The organism is Parasphingopyxis marina (assembly GCF_014237875.1).
Lineage (GTDB): Bacteria > Pseudomonadota > Alphaproteobacteria > Sphingomonadales > Sphingomonadaceae > Parasphingopyxis > Parasphingopyxis marina.
Window position 1 is genome coordinate 293965 of record NZ_JACJVJ010000002.1, and the last position, 15082, is coordinate 309046.

Annotated in this window: 13 protein-coding genes and 1 other RNA gene; 4 read left to right on the forward strand and 10 right to left on the reverse strand. The window is 64.5% G+C overall.

The window, feature by feature from the left end; genetic code table 11:
• A complete protein-coding gene (locus H6P80_RS10175) occupies positions 1-228 on the forward strand; it encodes a hypothetical protein (protein ID WP_185801280.1) in 228 nt (75 codons plus the stop codon).
• A gap of 29 nt (positions 229-257) precedes the next feature.
• Here the strand turns inward: H6P80_RS10175 and H6P80_RS10180 are convergent, their stop codons facing one another.
• Positions 258-1166, reverse strand: a complete 909-nt coding sequence (locus H6P80_RS10180; protein ID WP_185801281.1) for a LysR substrate-binding domain-containing protein — start codon at positions 1164-1166, stop codon at positions 258-260.
• Positions 1167-1285: 119 nt separating this feature from the next.
• Here H6P80_RS10180 and H6P80_RS10185 point away from each other — a divergent pair, with 119 nt between their 5' ends.
• Complete coding sequence (locus tag H6P80_RS10185) at positions 1286-2035, forward strand: SDR family NAD(P)-dependent oxidoreductase (protein WP_185801282.1); 750 nt, start codon at positions 1286-1288, stop codon at positions 2033-2035.
• A gap of 194 nt (positions 2036-2229) precedes the next feature.
• The gene (locus H6P80_RS10190) at positions 2230-2988 is read left to right on the forward strand and encodes a hypothetical protein (protein WP_185801283.1); all 759 of its coding nucleotides are present in this window, start codon (positions 2230-2232) and stop codon (positions 2986-2988) included.
• Positions 2989-2998: 10 nt separating this feature from the next.
• Here the strand turns inward: H6P80_RS10190 and H6P80_RS10195 are convergent, their stop codons facing one another.
• The 9 genes from H6P80_RS10195 to H6P80_RS10235 form a co-directional block, all read right to left on the reverse strand.
• Complete coding sequence (locus H6P80_RS10195) at positions 2999-4708, reverse strand: NHL repeat-containing protein (protein WP_185801284.1); 1710 nt, start codon at positions 4706-4708, stop codon at positions 2999-3001.
• 178 nt (positions 4709-4886) lie between these two features.
• Positions 4887-4971, reverse strand: an RNA gene (gene ffs / locus H6P80_RS10200) — signal recognition particle sRNA small type.
• Between the two features lie 117 nt (positions 4972-5088).
• Positions 5089-5484, reverse strand: a complete 396-nt coding sequence (locus tag H6P80_RS10205) for a GFA family protein (protein WP_185801285.1) — start codon at positions 5482-5484, stop codon at positions 5089-5091.
• A gap of 59 nt (positions 5485-5543) precedes the next feature.
• The gene (locus H6P80_RS10210) at positions 5544-6419 is read right to left on the reverse strand and encodes an OmpA family protein (RefSeq protein WP_185801286.1); all 876 of its coding nucleotides are present in this window, start codon (positions 6417-6419) and stop codon (positions 5544-5546) included.
• A gap of 335 nt (positions 6420-6754) precedes the next feature.
• Complete coding sequence (locus H6P80_RS10215) at positions 6755-8017, reverse strand: serine hydrolase domain-containing protein (RefSeq protein WP_185801287.1); 1263 nt, start codon at positions 8015-8017, stop codon at positions 6755-6757.
• 40 nt (positions 8018-8057) lie between these two features.
• Positions 8058-9332, reverse strand: a complete 1275-nt coding sequence (locus tag H6P80_RS10220; protein ID WP_185801288.1) for an SAM-dependent methyltransferase — start codon at positions 9330-9332, stop codon at positions 8058-8060.
• 72 nt (positions 9333-9404) lie between these two features.
• The gene (locus tag H6P80_RS10225; RefSeq protein WP_185801289.1) at positions 9405-10784 is read right to left on the reverse strand and encodes a cryptochrome/photolyase family protein; all 1380 of its coding nucleotides are present in this window, start codon (positions 10782-10784) and stop codon (positions 9405-9407) included.
• Between the two features lie 137 nt (positions 10785-10921).
• Positions 10922-11935 (reverse strand): 2-oxoacid:ferredoxin oxidoreductase subunit beta, encoded by a 1014-nt coding sequence (locus H6P80_RS10230; RefSeq protein WP_185801290.1) that lies wholly within the window; start codon positions 11933-11935, stop codon positions 10922-10924.
• Between the two features lie 86 nt (positions 11936-12021).
• Positions 12022-13896: a 2-oxoacid:acceptor oxidoreductase subunit alpha gene (locus H6P80_RS10235; protein ID WP_185801291.1), complete on the reverse strand. Its 1875-nt coding sequence runs from the start codon at positions 13894-13896 to the stop codon at positions 12022-12024.
• Between the two features lie 196 nt (positions 13897-14092).
• Between H6P80_RS10235 and H6P80_RS10240 the strand changes: the two genes are divergently transcribed.
• Positions 14093-15082 (forward strand): alpha/beta hydrolase, encoded by a 990-nt coding sequence (locus tag H6P80_RS10240; RefSeq protein WP_185801292.1) that lies wholly within the window; start codon positions 14093-14095, stop codon positions 15080-15082.

The window sequence follows — 15082 nt, forward strand, 5'->3', positions numbered from 1 at the left end:
ATGACCAAGAAATCCACCGAAACGCTCAGCACCGAAGAACTCGACCAGGTCGCCGGCGGTGCCGACGGCAGCGTGAAGTTCATTCGCGATAGCATCAATCCGAGCGTCGATGCCGCCGTGCCCTTCCATCGCGTCATCAACAACACAGTCTATGGCGGCGGCACCGACAAAGGTCAGGACGGCGACGACCTGTTGATCGTCAACAATGGCGACGGTTCGGACTTTTAAAACCGCGTCGGCACGCGGAACGAGGGACTTCAGGCTGCGGGGGCATCCAAAACATCGCGCGGGAACCCCGCCGCGAGGTGGTCGATCAGGGCGCGGACGGCTGGAGGCAATCCGCGCCGAGTCGTGAAAACCAGGTGCACCAGGCCTTTCTGACCCCGCCAGTCGGGTAGCGCCCGGACGAGGCGCCCTTGGTTCAAAGCTTGAAGGCAGACATGGTACGGCAACAGCGCCACGCCGAGGCCGGCGATCGCCGCTTCGCGCACCGCAGCCATATCGCCACAGCCTAGGCGCGCTTCATGACGAAGCGTGTGTGTCTGACCAGCCTCGGTTTCCAGATGCCATTCCGTCTCGGCGTCCGCGTCGTCGGTCGCCAGCGTTGGAAGCTGTGCCAGTTGGTCCGGATCGCGGAGCCGATGCGCCATTGCCGGATTCGCGATGAGAATCCGCGTAGAGCTTCCAAGAGAGCGCATGGTGAGTTCGGCATCGCTGGTCAGCGCGACGCGGACCCGCAAGGCAAGGTCGATCCGCTCGCCGATCAGGTCCACGGGCCGATCGGTCGCGATCAACTGCAGGCGCATCTTCGGATAGCGCTCGAGAAACGTCCCGATCAGATCCGAGATCACCTCGATCATCCCGGTCGGGCAACTGAAACGAACAAGTCCCTGGGGTTCGGACTGCGCCTGCGTCACCAGCGCCTCGGCTTGCTCGGCTTCCAGCTGGATCGTCCGGCACCTCTCGTAAAAGGCCTGGCCCACATCGGTGACACGAAAGCGGCGGCTGGTTCGTTCGATCAGCCGCAGCCCGAGACGGTCCTCTAGCCTCGCGATGCGGCGGCTGAGCTTGGACTTGGGCTCGCGCAGCGCCCGGCCCGCTGCCGCAAACCCGCCATGGGTCACGACCTCGGCAAAATAGGCAAAGTCGTTCAGATCGGCCTTCATAAGCGTTCCATATTTAGAACGATAGATATCAAACTTGGTATCTACACGCCAGATCGTTTCGGGATCATTTCCTTTGAAAGCGGCAAGACAGTCTTGCCGACACATCGAGGAGACAGACAATGAGCAAGTTTGATAACAAGGTTGTGGTGGTAACCGGCGGCACGAGCGGCATCGGACTTGCGACCGCAAAGGCGTTCGCGGCACAGGGCGCGGCAGTGTTCGTCACCGGGCGGCGCCAGGAAGCGCTGGACGCCGCGGTGAAGGCCATCGGCGGCAATGTGACCGGCGTGCGCGGCGACATGGCCAATCTCGCCGATATCGACCGGCTGTATGACGCGGTGCAGCAGGCGCATGCGCAGATCGACGTGCTTTTCGCCAATGCCGGCGGCGGCGAGCTCTTGCCGCTCGGCGCGATCACCGAAGACCATTATCAGCGGACATTCGATACCAATGTGAAGGGCGTGCTCTTCACCGTGCAAAAGGCGCTTCCCATGCTGCGCGACGGCGCTTCGATCGTCCTGACCGCGTCCACCACGGCCAGCGCCGGTACGGAGAATTTCAGCGTCTATTCGGCCACCAAGGCGGCGGTCCGCAATTTTGCCCGCAACTGGATCCTCGACCTCAAGGATCGCCGCATCCGCGTAAATGCGGTGAGCCCTGGCCTGACGGAAACAGCAGGCCTCAACCACCTGTTTGGCGGCGGGGCAGACGCCGAAGCGACGAAGGAGTATCTGATCGGATCGGTCCCCGCCGGCCGGATCGGCCAGCCCGAAGAGGTCGCCCATGCGGTCCTCTTCCTTGCCTCCGAGGACGCCAGCTTCATCAACGGCATCGAGCTTTTCGTCGATGGCGGCATGAACCAGATCTGAGCCGAAGCCAGCCAGGCCGGGAAGGTCAGCCCTGCCCAAGGTTGATCGCCCCGGCCGGCACGGCGATCTTGCGGTCCCGCGCGGTTTCTGTAAGCCGACATTCAGGCGCAGGGCCGCACAGGGTCAGACTGCGCCTTCTTAATCCCATCGCAAGACTGGCCCGGATCGGCCCGGTCGCCGGAGTCGAGATTTTCGTGTTCCACCCGATCCGCGCCGTTTCCCCTTATATGCCCGAACGGCTTCGCGTCGGGCTGGGGCGGCGCGCGACGGGCTTCGCCCTCGCAATTCTTGTCGAAGCCTTGCTGCTGTTATTCCTGCTGACCCTCAACCAGTCGAACCCGCCGGTCGAAGAAACCGTGACGCGGATAACGCGGTTCGCCCTCAATCCCAATCCGGAGCCGGACAACGCCCCTCCCGAACCCAGTGCGCAAGGCGCGCAGCCCACCCAGCCCGAAGAGGCGCTGCCGCAGCCACAGCCCGACGCCGCGCCGCCCGAGCGCGTTCCCCCTGCCCTACTGCCCTTTACGCGCCGGCAGATGGCCGACACCGACATCGCCACAATTCCCTCGCGGCGCCCCGCGACTCCCAGCGCGCCGGTCGGCCCGCCGCCCCCCGCCGTGCCCGCCGATACGCCGCGCATGGGCGGTTCGGGCCCGAACGGCGAGCCGCTCTACGCCGCCGCCTGGTATCGCGAGCCGACCAATGGCGAACTCGCCGGCTATCTCTCGACATCGCGCGGACCGGGCTGGGGCCTGATCGCCTGCCGCACGGTGGCCGAGTACCGGGTCGAGGATTGCGTGCTGGTCGACGAATATCCGCGCGGATCGAATATCGGCCGATCGGTGCTGGCGGCGGCCTGGCAGTTCCGCGTGCGCCCGCCCCGGATCGGCGGCCGATCGATGGTCGGCACCTGGGTGGGCATCAGAATCGACTATGACATAAGGCGACAATAGCGCCGCAGGCTCATTCCCCGGTCGTCATCGGCTCGCCGATGGCCGGATGAACCCAACCCGCCTCCAATATCCCCGGCGAGGGGCGGAAGCTGATATAGTCGACATGATCGGGTACATCGATCCAGCCATGGACGACGCCCGCCGGGACGACCACGACATCGCCCGCCTCCACGCTCCGCACGGTCACGTCATAGGCCGTGCCGATACAGGTCGGGCCGTTGAGATGGACCTGCGGATATTCCCGGCCATTGACGAGGTAACCGCCGGTGAACATCGTTCCGCCGCCGGAGGTAACATAATAGCCCTCGGTCTGGGCATAGTGGACGATGCCCGCGCGGCGCCCGCCCTGGGGCAGGATATCTTCCGCCAACCCGCATGATCCGGGCGGCGGGCCCTCATAGGCCGGGCGGTTCTCGGCGACGCCGTTCACCGTCCGCCCGCGATGCACGAAGCCGATCGCGAAATTCTCATGGCCGATATCGACGACGCGGATATTGCGGTCGCCGAACGGCATGGCCTCCAGCGTGCGGGCGATCTCCGCTTCGGTCACGAAGGTCGCCGCGCCGCCCCCGGCCGGCGATACGCCCTGCGGCACGAAGCGCTGGATACGTTGGGAGCCGCCGACCTCGGCGACATAGACGTTGCCCGCGCTGTCGGCGGCGAGCTGGTGGGGCCAGTGCATCTGCCCCGCATAGCGGCCCTTGCTCCGATGACTGGCAACGACATCGCCGCTGCGGCGGTCCAGCAGCGCGATCTCACTGTTGATCCCGTCGAGCACGAAGACAAGACCGGGCCGGCCCGGTACCGGCGCGGCATCCCAAACGCCGCCCTGCGCCCCGGCCATGCTGCGGTTGAAGAACAGCTCGCGCAGGAATTCGCCCGCCGGCGTGAACACCTGGACGCGGCTATTGGTGCGGTCGCAGACATGAACCTCGCCTTCGATCATCGTCACGCAATGGACGATCGCGAAATTCTCGATATCGCCATCGCCGTCCACGCCCGCGACAAAAGCCGGATCGACCGCCCGCCCGAACGCCGTCCACTGGCGCAGGAACGCGCCCGTATCGGCATCGAACACGATCACGCGCCGGTTGCGATAGCCGTCCGAGACGAAGACTTCGCGGCGCCCTGTATCGACATAGATATCGGTCGGGCGGCCCAGCATCGCCGGATCGTCGGGCGCGATAAAATCGCCCTGCCCGCCGATCCGCAGCAACAGTTCGCCGTCCATGGTGAATTTCATCACCTGCCCGTCACGCGCGCCAGAGCCGACAACCCAGACGAAATCCTCAGCATCGACGAAGATCGAATGTTCGGTTTCGAACCAGCCCTCGACTTCCCCCGGTCCACCCCAGCTGCGGAGGACCTGGCCCGAGGTATCGATTTCCAGCACCGGCGGTGCCGCGGCGCAGCAATGGGCGGTCGGCGGATCGTCATCGGCCAAAGTATCGACTGCGCGCAGCGTGCGCGGACGGTGCAACACCCAGACATGATCGTGCCGATCCACGCTGACGCCGGGCACATCGCCGAGCAGCCAGCCCTGCGGCAAGACTGGCCAGCGGGGATCGACCCGATAGGCGGGATCCTCGCCGGTCGCCGTGCGGGCCGGGGCCGCAGCACCAAAGGCGAGCCAGGCGACCACACACAGGGCAACAATCAGGGCAATGGACAGGCGCAGCGCGCCCCGGCCGTTTCGCTCTTCCTCGCGCCGGTTGGCCATGCTCCCGCTCCCCTCCTGTGGCGCCGCGCTTGTCGCTGACCGCCGGAGGTCAAGGGTATCTTGGTATCAGCTAAACTGTCAATCGCGTGGCGGGAGCGCGGCCGCGCCATAGGAAAGCGGATGTACTACATCTACCCATATCGGGGCGGCGTGGCCGGCTGTTCGGCGATGGTTTGGAGTGGGAGCCGGAACGACCGCGGCGAAATCGTTGCGGCTGCTTCCTTCCGGACCTGTCCGGGTTGGCGAATGCGACTCCCGGCGCATAAGGCGATATCGGCCCGGAAATTCAATGCTGGCGGCAGCGAAGCTTTGCCTCGCTGCATCCACCGCGTCTCAACCGCCCGACAAAAGGACTTCCGCCATTCGCAGCGGATACCGGCCTATTCCTCGGAGCGATCCGTGGCATCGCGATCGCGTTCATAGCGCTGCGCGAGCGAAAACTCCGGCAGCCAGGACTCGCGGCGGACGGTCCATAGTTCGTAAGTCGGCATCAGCCGGTCCGGCGTGTCCAGCGAGCCCAGATGCACTTCGATTTCGTCCGCGCTGCGCGAAAAGACCGAGGAACCGCAGCGGGGGCAGAAGAACCGCCCGGCATAATCGCGCGTTTCACCCTCGACGGTTACCGCATCTTCGGGAAATATCGCGGAGGCGTGGAACAGCGCGCCGTGATGTTTGCGGCATTCCATACAGTGGCACAGGCCGACGCGGTTAGGAGGGCCCGACGCCGCGATCCGGATATCGCCACACAGACAGCCGCCGGTGAACTGGTCGCCCATGCCCCGTCCTTTCAGGCCGTAGTGCCGGGGTGGGCAGGGTCGCCCACCCCGGGTGCATCTTACAGCCCGTCGACGGCCTTGCTGACGAGGATATTCACAGAAACGCGCCGGTTTTGCGCGCGACCCTGGGCGGTCGAATTGTCGGCCTGCGGGTCCGCTTCGGCCATCCCTGTGGGGGTAAGCATCCGATAGGGCGCCCAGCTGCAATTCTGCTGGAGATAATTGACGACGCGGCCGGCCCGCCGCTCGCTCAGCACCTGGTTATACTCCTGGTCTCCCACCGAATCGGTGTAGCCGACGACCAGCAGCAGGGCGTTGTCCATCGCATCGGCTTCGGCGGCCGCGGCGCACAGATCCCGCTCCGCCTCGGGCGAAAGCCGCCACCGGCCGGTATCGAAATAGACGTTGGTCGTGCCGCGGATATTATACTGGTCGATATCGCCGACGCGGCCGCGCAGCGCCTCGGTCGCGGCGGTCTGTTCGGCAAAGCCCTGGGCGGTGCCGGTGCGGATCATGGTCGCGGTCTCGAGATCGTTATTGCTGAACCGGATCGCGCTCGCCACCAGGCCGCCGCCCCATTCCACGGTCTCCACCGTGACGGGCAGGCCGTTGAGCAGCGAGTCCGCGCCAAGCGCCGTGCGGCCGAGGCCGAGAAAGCCGCCGCGCGCCCGGATTTCGGTGGCTTCGGAAATGAGCACGGTCGTGTTGCCGCCATCGGCGGTCGTCACCTGCATTCCGTCATCGCTGCGCGCGGAAATGAAGCCTTCGATATCGGGGCCCTCGGTCAGTCCGGTCAGATCGGCCGGCGGCGATCCATAGACGTAGATCGAATTCTCGTCCTCGATCGGCTGCTGCGCGAAAAGGCCGCCCGACACCGATCCGGCCAGCGTGGCGGCCAGCAAAAAGGCCGTCGGCCTTCTGGAAACAATACCCACTTTAATTCTCCTTCAATCCCCCAAAACCAACCCCGCACGGTAACGAAATTTCGGTCGACCGGGGCCATGGCGCTATGCCCGGCCCCCGATACCCCTGCTTTCCGGCAAATCGGACCTCCGATACCCACACGGCGGCCGATCGCCTCGGCATTGTTGAATGTTCACGCTAACCATCTTGGCATATGAAGAGTTCCCATAGCCGCACAGGCGATTGGGGCCATTCGAGCGCATCGTGCGGCGAACCGTTGTAGATAGCGCCGCAAGGCCGATTTCACGGCGATTTCGAGCGCTTTTCTCGCCGGCATTCCGGGCGCGGGGCCGCTGCCGGCTGCCCGTTATTCCGCCTCCGCATCGATTGTCGCCTGCACCGCCCGGTAGAAGGCGATCCGGCGCGCGCCCATCGCCTGGCTGGTTGCGGTCGTCCAGTCGCCGTTGCTCGCGATGACGAGGCCCCGCGAATGATCGATAAAGATGCCCTGGCCGAAAATGCCCTGCGCGGCGAAGCTGCCATCGTCGAAGGTCCACCATTGATAGCCATAGCCGCGGCCCGGCGCGCCGATATCGGCCTGCCTGCTGCCCGCCAGCCCGAACCATCCGTCCGGCACCACGCCGTTGCCGCCGGTCAGCACGAACATGCCGAAACGGGCATAGTCCCGCGCCGTCGCCGAGATGCAGCAGCCGCCAATCTCCCGCCCGCCCGCGTTGAGCATCCACACCGCGTCATGCTCCATGCCGAAGGGCCGCCAGATCTTTTCGGAGAGATATTCCGATAGCGTCCGCCCGGTCGCATTGGCGACGAGCACGCCGATCAAATTGGTCTCGCCGGTATTATACTGCCAGCGCGTGCCGGGCTCGGCCTCGCTTTCCAAAGTCCGCATATAAGTGACGATGGGGTCGATGCCCGGTTCGGGCGTCACGTTGTTGAACAAGGCGACGTCCGAATTCGGATCGGTATAATCCTCGTTCCAGCGCACCCCCGATGTCATGGTGAGCAGCTGGGCGATGGTGACGCCGTCATAGCCGCTGCCCGCAAGCTCCGGGATATATTGCGTCACCGGGGCATTCAGCGAATCGATATATCCGTCCTCGATCGCCGCGCCGACCAGGGTCGAGGTCAGCGATTTCGCGACCGAGAAGCTGGTCCAGCGGGTATCGGCGTCGGCGCCCAGCGCATAGCGTTCGAGCCGCACCTCGCCGTTCTGGACGACGATCAGGCTCGCCGCGCGCTGGTCCGCCATATAGGCGTCCACGTCCCAGCTTTCGCCCTCGACCTCCACCGAGACATCGAGCGGACCGCCCTGCCCCAGCGTCAGCACATGATCGCCATGCGCGACGACCCGGGCCGGGGCCAGTTCCTCCATCCGGCGGAACGCATAGTCGCGCTGGTCCTGCGTCCAGAACAGGATGTTGAGATCGGCCGGGATTTCGGTAGCCTCGGCGGCAGGTGCTTCGGCGGCAGGTGCTTCGGCGGCGGGCGCTCGGGCCGGCGCGTCGATCTGATAGACCATGGTTTGCGCCATGGCCGGCGACGCGAACCCAAAGGCCGAGCAGGCGAGCGCCAAAGCGGCAATCCCGGCCACACCAAAACCGTTCCTCATGCCCTTGTCCCCTATCCTTGCGCGCCGCTTTTTGCGGGCGTCATGTCCTTCGCAGCGTAACCTGCGCAACGTCTATGCCTCCGGCGCGGAAACCGCCCTCGCAATACATGAGGTAATAGCGCCAGAGATTGTGGAACCGCTCGTCGAACCCCTGCGGCAGACGGTTCTCCGCAATCGCGCTTTCGTAGCGGTCACGCCAGCGCCGCAGCGTTTCGGCATAATGGAGGTTGAAGCCCTTCCGGTCTTCCCAGGCGAGCCCGGCCTCGCGGCCGATAGCAGCAAAGCGCTGTTCGTCGATCAGCATCCCGCCGGGAAAGATGTACGTCTGGATGAAATCGGCGCTCGCCGCATAGGCATCGAAGGTTTCGCTATCGAGCGAGATCAGCTGGATGGCCGCCTTGCCGCCCCGCTTCAGCCGCGCCGCGATCGACTGGAGATAGGCCGGCCAGAATTCCTGCCCCACCGCCTCGACCATCTCGACGCTGGCGATCGCATCGAACGTGCCGCGAACATCGCGATAGTCGACCAGTTCGACCTTGGTCTTGTCGGTCAGCCCGGCCTTCGCAAGCCGCTCTTCGGTAAAGGCCTTCTGTTCGCGCGACAGGGTGATGCCGGTGACCTCCGCGCCATAGTCTTTCGCGGCGATCTCCATCAGCCCGCCCCAACCGCAGCCGACTTCCAGCAGCTTGTCGCCGGGCTTCAGGTTGAGCCGGTCGAGCAGCGCGCGCACCTTCTTGCGCTGCGCGTCTTCCAGCGCTTCGTCCGCCGAAAAGGGCTTCGCGAAGATCGCGCTCGAATAGGTCATCGTGTCATCGAGCCAGGGCGCGTAGAAATCATTGCCGAGATCGTAATGCGCCTCGATATTGCGCCGGGCATTGGCACGGGTGTTGGCGCGCTTCGAATGGGCGAGCAGGTTGCGCCAGCGGGACACGCCCTTGGCACGCCCGACATTGCCGAGCGTGCGGCGGTTGATGACGAACAGTTCGAACAGCTTGGGCGGATCGGGGCTTACCCATTCTCCGTCGGCCCAGCCGCGATACCAGCCCACCGAGCCTGAGGTCATCAGCCGCACCAGCGGCCGCCAGCTTTTCAGCTCCACCTTCGCCTCGACTCCCGGCGCATGGCCGCCCAGCAGCCGCGTGCGCCCGTCGGGCAGTTTCGCCTCCAGGCTGCCGGCGGCGAGCCCGCGATGGATATGATCGAGCAGCTTGTGAAAGCCGGGCGCGAACAGCCGCGAAATCCATGTCGATCCCGTCGAGAATCCACGATCGGCCTTGAGCAGATGCTCGCCCCGCGATGATGGATTGCTGGCCATTGCGTTCCCTTGCGTCCCTTCGCGCCGGTTTATTGCCGAAAACCGGGTCGGGGGGCAAGAATTGCGACGCGATTAGCCCTTTATCTCGGCATAGGCGTCCAGCGCCCGCTGCCGCGCTTCGCGATGGCCGATGATTTTTGCTGGGTAATCGCCGGGCTTGCAGCCATGGTCCTCGGGATCGTGGACATAGGGATCGTCGAGATCGGCGAGTTCGGGCACCCATTTGCGGATATAGTCGCCGGCGTCGAATTTTTCGGATTGGCTGAGCGGCGCCATGATGCGGACGAACATATTGGAATCGACGCCGGTTCCCGCCACCCATTGCCAATTGGTGGCGTTCGATCCGTAATCGGCATCGACCAGCGTATCCCAGAACCAGCGCTCGCCCTCGCGCCAGTCGATCAGCAGATGTTTCACAAGGAAGCTCGCGGCGATCATCCGTACGCGGTTGTGCATCCAGCCTGTCGCCCAAAGCTCGCGCATCCCCGCGTCGACGATCGGGTAGCCGGTTTCGCCGCGCTGCCAGCACGCCAGCTCCTCCGGCGCATCGCGCCAGGGGAAATCCGCAAACTGTTCGCGATAGCTTTCGGCACCGTATTGGGGAAATTGCAGGACCGCGTTCTGGGCATAATCGCGCCAGGCGATTTCCTTGCAGAAGGTCGTCACATCGCGGCCCCGCCCGGTCACCCGGTGCCAAACAGTGGAGGGTGAAACCTCCCCGAAATGGAGATGCGGCGACAGGCGCGATGTGCCCTCGATGGAGGGGAGGTTGCGGGATGCGTCATAGCCCGTAGCCTCGTCGATAAAGGCATCGACTTTGACCCGCGCGCCCGCCTCGCCCGGCGTCCAGGCTTCCGCGAAGCCCGTCGCCCAGTTGGGCTGGGTCGGCAGCAAATCCCAGCCGCCAAGATCGTCGCTGTCGGGCCAGCGCTCCGGAGCAGCAATTTTCTGCGGCGTGCGCGAGGGTTCGGGCGGCGGCATATGCTCGTTCAGCGCCCGCCAGAAAGGCGTGTAGATCTTGTAGGGCTCGCCCTGCCCCGTCGTCACCGAACCCGGCGGCATCAGATAGTTGCCGTCATGGAGTTCGAGCGGGCAATCCTCGCCCAATTCTTCACGCACCGCGCGCTCGGCATTGCGCCACCAGGGCTCATAATGCCGCAGAGCGTGGATCGATGCTGCGCCCGTTGTGCGCACAATATCGGCAAGCATTGCTGCACTTTCGCCGCGCCGCAGGATCAGCCGCAAACCCTTGGCGCCCAAGCTTGCGTCGAGACTTTGCAGCGATTGGTGCAGCCACCAGCGCGACGCGGCGCCCATCTTGCGATGCTTCGGTGTGTCGTCGTCGAGGATATAGACGGGGATGACGGGGCCGTCAGAAGCGGCAGCGGCCAGCGCCGCCTGGTCGGACAGGCGCAGGTCGCGACGAAACCAGACGATGGCAGGATCAGTCATACGGATTCGATAACATGCGGGGGGTCAGAAATATCCCGTTCGGCCTGAGCTTGTCGAAGCCCTGCACTTTCTTTTCGCCGACCCAAAGAAAAAGACAGCCCTTCGACAAGCTCAGGGCAACCGGTTGGCGGATGACGCTACTCCACCGTCCAGGTCTGGCCCTGTGAGATCAGCGCTTGAAGGTTCGCGTCCTTGCCTTCCGAGGCCGCGGCATTTTGCGCCATCACGGCGGCGTCGAAGGTCGGCGCGGGATCGTTGTAGAGCGTTCCGAGCGCCATCGGGAATTCGCCGAACGGCATCTGGACAAGCAGCATCGCGAGGCTGCGGTTGGTCTGGTCGTGGATCATCACGCCCGCGCCCTGCCAATCGCGATCAATCACCTTGACAACCTTGAGCTCGAGCGTGTCCGCGTCGAGCGCCAGCCCCTTCTCGCCGTTCGCAAACAGCAGCGGCTCGCCATGCACGGCCCAGACCTGCGTCTCGGGCGCGGTCTTCTTGTTCACGAAATCCTCGAACACGTCTTCATTGTAGACGATGCAGTTCTGGAAGATTTCGATGAAGCTTGCGCCGCGATGGGCATGGGCTTCCTTGAAGGTGTTGCCGAGATTTTTGTGCACATCGATGCCGCGCGCGATGAAACGCGCGCCGGAGCCGAGTGCGAAGGCGCACGGGCTGATCGGGCGGTCCACCGAGCCGAAGGGCGTCGAGGGGCTGCGCGTGCCTGAACGCGATGTCGGCGAGTACTGGCCCTTGGTCAGGCCGTAAATCTCGTTGTTGAAAAGCAGGATCTGGCAATCGAGATTGCGGCGCAGCACGTGCATGGTGTGGTTGCCGCCGATCGAAAGGCCGTCGCCGTCGCCAGTGACGATCCAGACGTCGAGATCCGGATTGGCGAGCTTCACGCCCGTAGCCACCGTCGGCGCGCGGCCGTGGATCGTGTGGAAGCCGTAGGTTTCCATATAATAGGGAAAACGCGACGAGCAGCCGATGCCGGAGATGAACACGGTGTTCGCGGGATCGGCGCCGAGATCGGGCATCGTGCGCTGCACGGCCTTCAGGATCGCATAGTCGCCGCAACCCGGGCACCAGCGGACCTCCTGATCGGTTTCCCAATCCTTGAGCGTCGTTTCGACGGGAGTCATATCGTTCATAGCGCCCTCCTTACTGGGCCCAAAGCATGTAAATCACGGCGCCGACCACGACCAACGCGCCGAGCAGCGGCAAAACGCTTTTCGGCTTATCCATCGAGCGCCTCATCAATGGCCGCCTCGATCTCGCGAATGCGGAAGGGCTGGCCGGAAACCTTGTTCAGGGGTTGCGCGTCGACCAGATATTGATCGCGCAGCACGGTCTTGAGCTGCCCCTTGTTCATTTCCGGCACGAGGATCTTGTCGAAGCCCTTGAGCAACTCGCCCAGATTCTTCGGCAGCGGCCAGATATGGCGGATATGGATTTGGGCGACGCTCTGCCCCTTTTCACGGGCGCGGTTCACGGCCTGGTGGATCGGCCCATAGGTTGAACCCCAACCCACCAGCGCGAGCGTATCGGTGGCATCGCCGAGCTCGATCTCCTGATCGGGAATATCGTCGGCGACGTTCAGCACCTTCTGCGCGCGGATATCGGTCATCGCCTGATGGTTGGCCGGCGAATAATCGATATTGCCGCTGCTTGAGGATTTCTCGATGCCGCCGATGCGGTGCATCAGGCCCGGCGTGCCCGGTTTCACCCAGGGCCGCGCGAGTTTCTCGTCTCGCTGATAGGGATTGAACTTCTCGCCTTCGCCCGGCGCAGCGGTGTAGAATTCGACCGGGAATTCGTCGAAATCGGAGACATCGGGAATTTTCCACGGCTCGGCGGCATTCGCGATATAGCCATCGGTCAGCAACATTACCGGCGTCATGAAGCGGGTCGCGATCCGGCAGGCCTCGATCGCGCATTCAAACGCATCCGACGGCGAACGCACCGCGATGACAGGCAGCGGCGCATCGCCGTTGCGGCCGTACACCGCTTGATAAAGGTCCGACTGTTCGGTCTTGGTCGGCAAGCCCGTCGAGGGGCCGCCGCGCTGCGAATTGACGATTACGAGCGGCAGTTCCGTGATAAAGGCCAGCCCCATCGCCTCGCCCTTCAGCGCGATGCCGGGGCCGGAGGAGGAGGTGACGCCGAGCGAGCCGGCATAGGAGGCACCGATCGCCGCGCCGATGGCGGCGATTTCGTCTTCGGCCTGGAAGGTGGTGACGCCGAACTGCTTGAGCCGCGAAAGATGGTGGAGTATCGCGCTAGCCGGCGTGATCGGATAACCGCCGAAGAACATCGGCAGCTTGGCCAGCTTGGCGCCCGCGACCAGGCCGAGCGAAATCGCCTCGGCGCCGGTGATCGTGCGGTAGAGCCCCGGTGCGGCGGGCGCCGCGTCCAGCGAGCGCGGCGCGAAGCCGACGCCGAGTTCGGCCGTCTCGCCATAGGCGTGTCCCGCATTGAGCGCGGCGATATTGGCTTCGGCGATCACCGGATTCTTCGCGAATTTGGCGTTGAGCCAGTCGACGATAGGCTGGCGAGAGCGGTCGAACAGCCAGAGCGCCAGCCCCAGGGTCCACATATTCTTGCAGCGCAGCGCTTCCTTGTTGCCGAGCCCGAACGGCTTCACGGCATCCAGCGTCATCTGCGACATATCGAGCGAAAGCAGCTGCCATTTGGCGAGGCTGCCGTCCTCCAGCGGGTTTTCGTCATAGCCCGCCTTGGAAAGATTCCGGTCCGAAAAGGATCCGCTATCGGCGATTATCAGCCCGCCCTCGACGAGATCGGCGAGATTGGTCTTGAGCGCCGCCGGGTTCATCGCCACGAGCACGTCGGGCGCATCGCCCGCGGTGCGGATCGCGCGGCTGCCGAAATTGATCTGGAAAGCCGAAACGCCGAACAGCGTGCCCTGCGGCGCCCGAATTTCGGCGGGAAAATCAGGGAAGGTCGCAAGATCGTTGCCGGCCAACGCCGTCGACAGGGTAAACTGCCCGCCGGTAAGCTGCATGCCGTCTCCGCTGTCGCCGGCGAACCGTACGACGACGTTGCCCGAATCCTCGGGCTTGTTGCGTTCTATAGTCTGTGCCGCGCTGGCCATTATCGTCCCGCTGAATGAGGTTTTCTTTTATCCTATGCACAGCGGCGCGCGGGAACAAAGTAGAAAATATGGCAAGGTGTGGAGCAACGCTTTGCGCGCTCCCGGCCGCGCTGCAGGCTGGCACAGCCGAAAATCAGTTGTTATGACAGACTGAAATGGCGCGCAGACGCCGCAAAGCCGCAAGGAAGGATACCCGATGACCGAGCCTACCGAGCCCTATGTCCGCCCCGATGTGAAAATGTTCCTCAGCCTGCTCGCCGCGCAGGAAGGCCCGAAAACCCATGAGGTGGAGCCGGAAGTCGCGCGCGGGATGATGGGCGCGATGGTGCAGATCGCGGATGTCGATGCCGGCGAACTCGCGATCAAGCGCGATCTCAGCTTTCCTGGCCCCGCAGGCGATGTGCCGCTACGCTATTACGACGCGCAATCGAGCCGCGAACCCGGCCCGGCGGTGGTCTTTTTCCATGGCGGCGGATTCGTGATCGGCGATCTCGATAGCCATGACGGGATTTGCGGCGAAATGGCACGGCAGCTAGACCTGCCGGTGATCGCCGTCGACTATCGGATGGGGCCGGAATGCCCCTTCCCCGCCGCGCCCGAGGATTGCATCGCCGCCGCGCGCTGGGTCGCCTCGAGCCCGTCCGAACTCGGCCTCAATGTCACCGGGCTGGTGACGGCGGGCGACAGCGCCGGAGGCAATCTCACGCTCGTCGTCGGGCTGGCCCTGCGGGATGAACCGGCCGACGCGCCGGTGATCGCGCAATGGCCGATCTATCCGGCCACCGACATGGACGCGGACAGCGGATCGATGGAGGAATTCGCGGTCGGCTATTTCCTCGAAACCGATACGATGGGCTGGTTCATGTCCCACTATGCGGCCGATAATACGGACTGGCGCGCGAGCCCGATGCTGCAGGATGCGCACGGCATGCCGCCGACGGTGCTCGTCACCGCGGGCCTCGATCCGCTGCGCGACCAAGGCCGCGCCTATGCCGCCAAGCTGATCGCCGGGGGCGTGCCGACGGTGTTCCGCGAGGCCAAGGGCAACGTCCATGGCTTCGTCAACATGGCGAAAGCCGTGCCGTCCTCACGCGGCGATATCGCTGGTTGCCTGACCGCGCTGAAAGCGGTGATCAACGAGGCCGAGGCCGAACGGGTAATGGAACAGGCCGCCGCCGCCGAATGA

Bases quoted from the DNA above. Each gene is read 5' to 3' on its own strand.
- H6P80_RS10175 (WP_185801280.1), top strand. From the start codon at position 1: ATGACCAAGAAATCCACCGAAACGCTCAGCACCGAAGAACTCGACCAG.
- H6P80_RS10180 (WP_185801281.1), bottom strand. From the start codon at position 1,166: ATGAAGGCCGATCTGAACGACTTTGCCTATTTTGCCGAGGTCGTGACC.
- H6P80_RS10185 (WP_185801282.1), top strand. From the start codon at position 1,286: ATGAGCAAGTTTGATAACAAGGTTGTGGTGGTAACCGGCGGCACGAGC.
- H6P80_RS10195 (WP_185801284.1), bottom strand. From the start codon at position 4,708: ATGGCCAACCGGCGCGAGGAAGAGCGAAACGGCCGGGGCGCGCTGCGC.
- H6P80_RS10205 (WP_185801285.1), bottom strand. From the start codon at position 5,484: ATGGGCGACCAGTTCACCGGCGGCTGTCTGTGTGGCGATATCCGGATC.
- H6P80_RS10215 (WP_185801287.1), bottom strand. From the start codon at position 8,017: ATGAGGAACGGTTTTGGTGTGGCCGGGATTGCCGCTTTGGCGCTCGCC.
- H6P80_RS10220 (WP_185801288.1), bottom strand. From the start codon at position 9,332: ATGGCCAGCAATCCATCATCGCGGGGCGAGCATCTGCTCAAGGCCGAT.
- H6P80_RS10225 (WP_185801289.1), bottom strand. From the start codon at position 10,784: ATGACTGATCCTGCCATCGTCTGGTTTCGTCGCGACCTGCGCCTGTCC.
- H6P80_RS10230 (WP_185801290.1), bottom strand. From the start codon at position 11,935: ATGAACGATATGACTCCCGTCGAAACGACGCTCAAGGATTGGGAAACC.
- H6P80_RS10235 (WP_185801291.1), bottom strand. From the start codon at position 13,896: ATGGCCAGCGCGGCACAGACTATAGAACGCAACAAGCCCGAGGATTCG.
- H6P80_RS10240 (WP_185801292.1), top strand. From the start codon at position 14,093: ATGACCGAGCCTACCGAGCCCTATGTCCGCCCCGATGTGAAAATGTTC.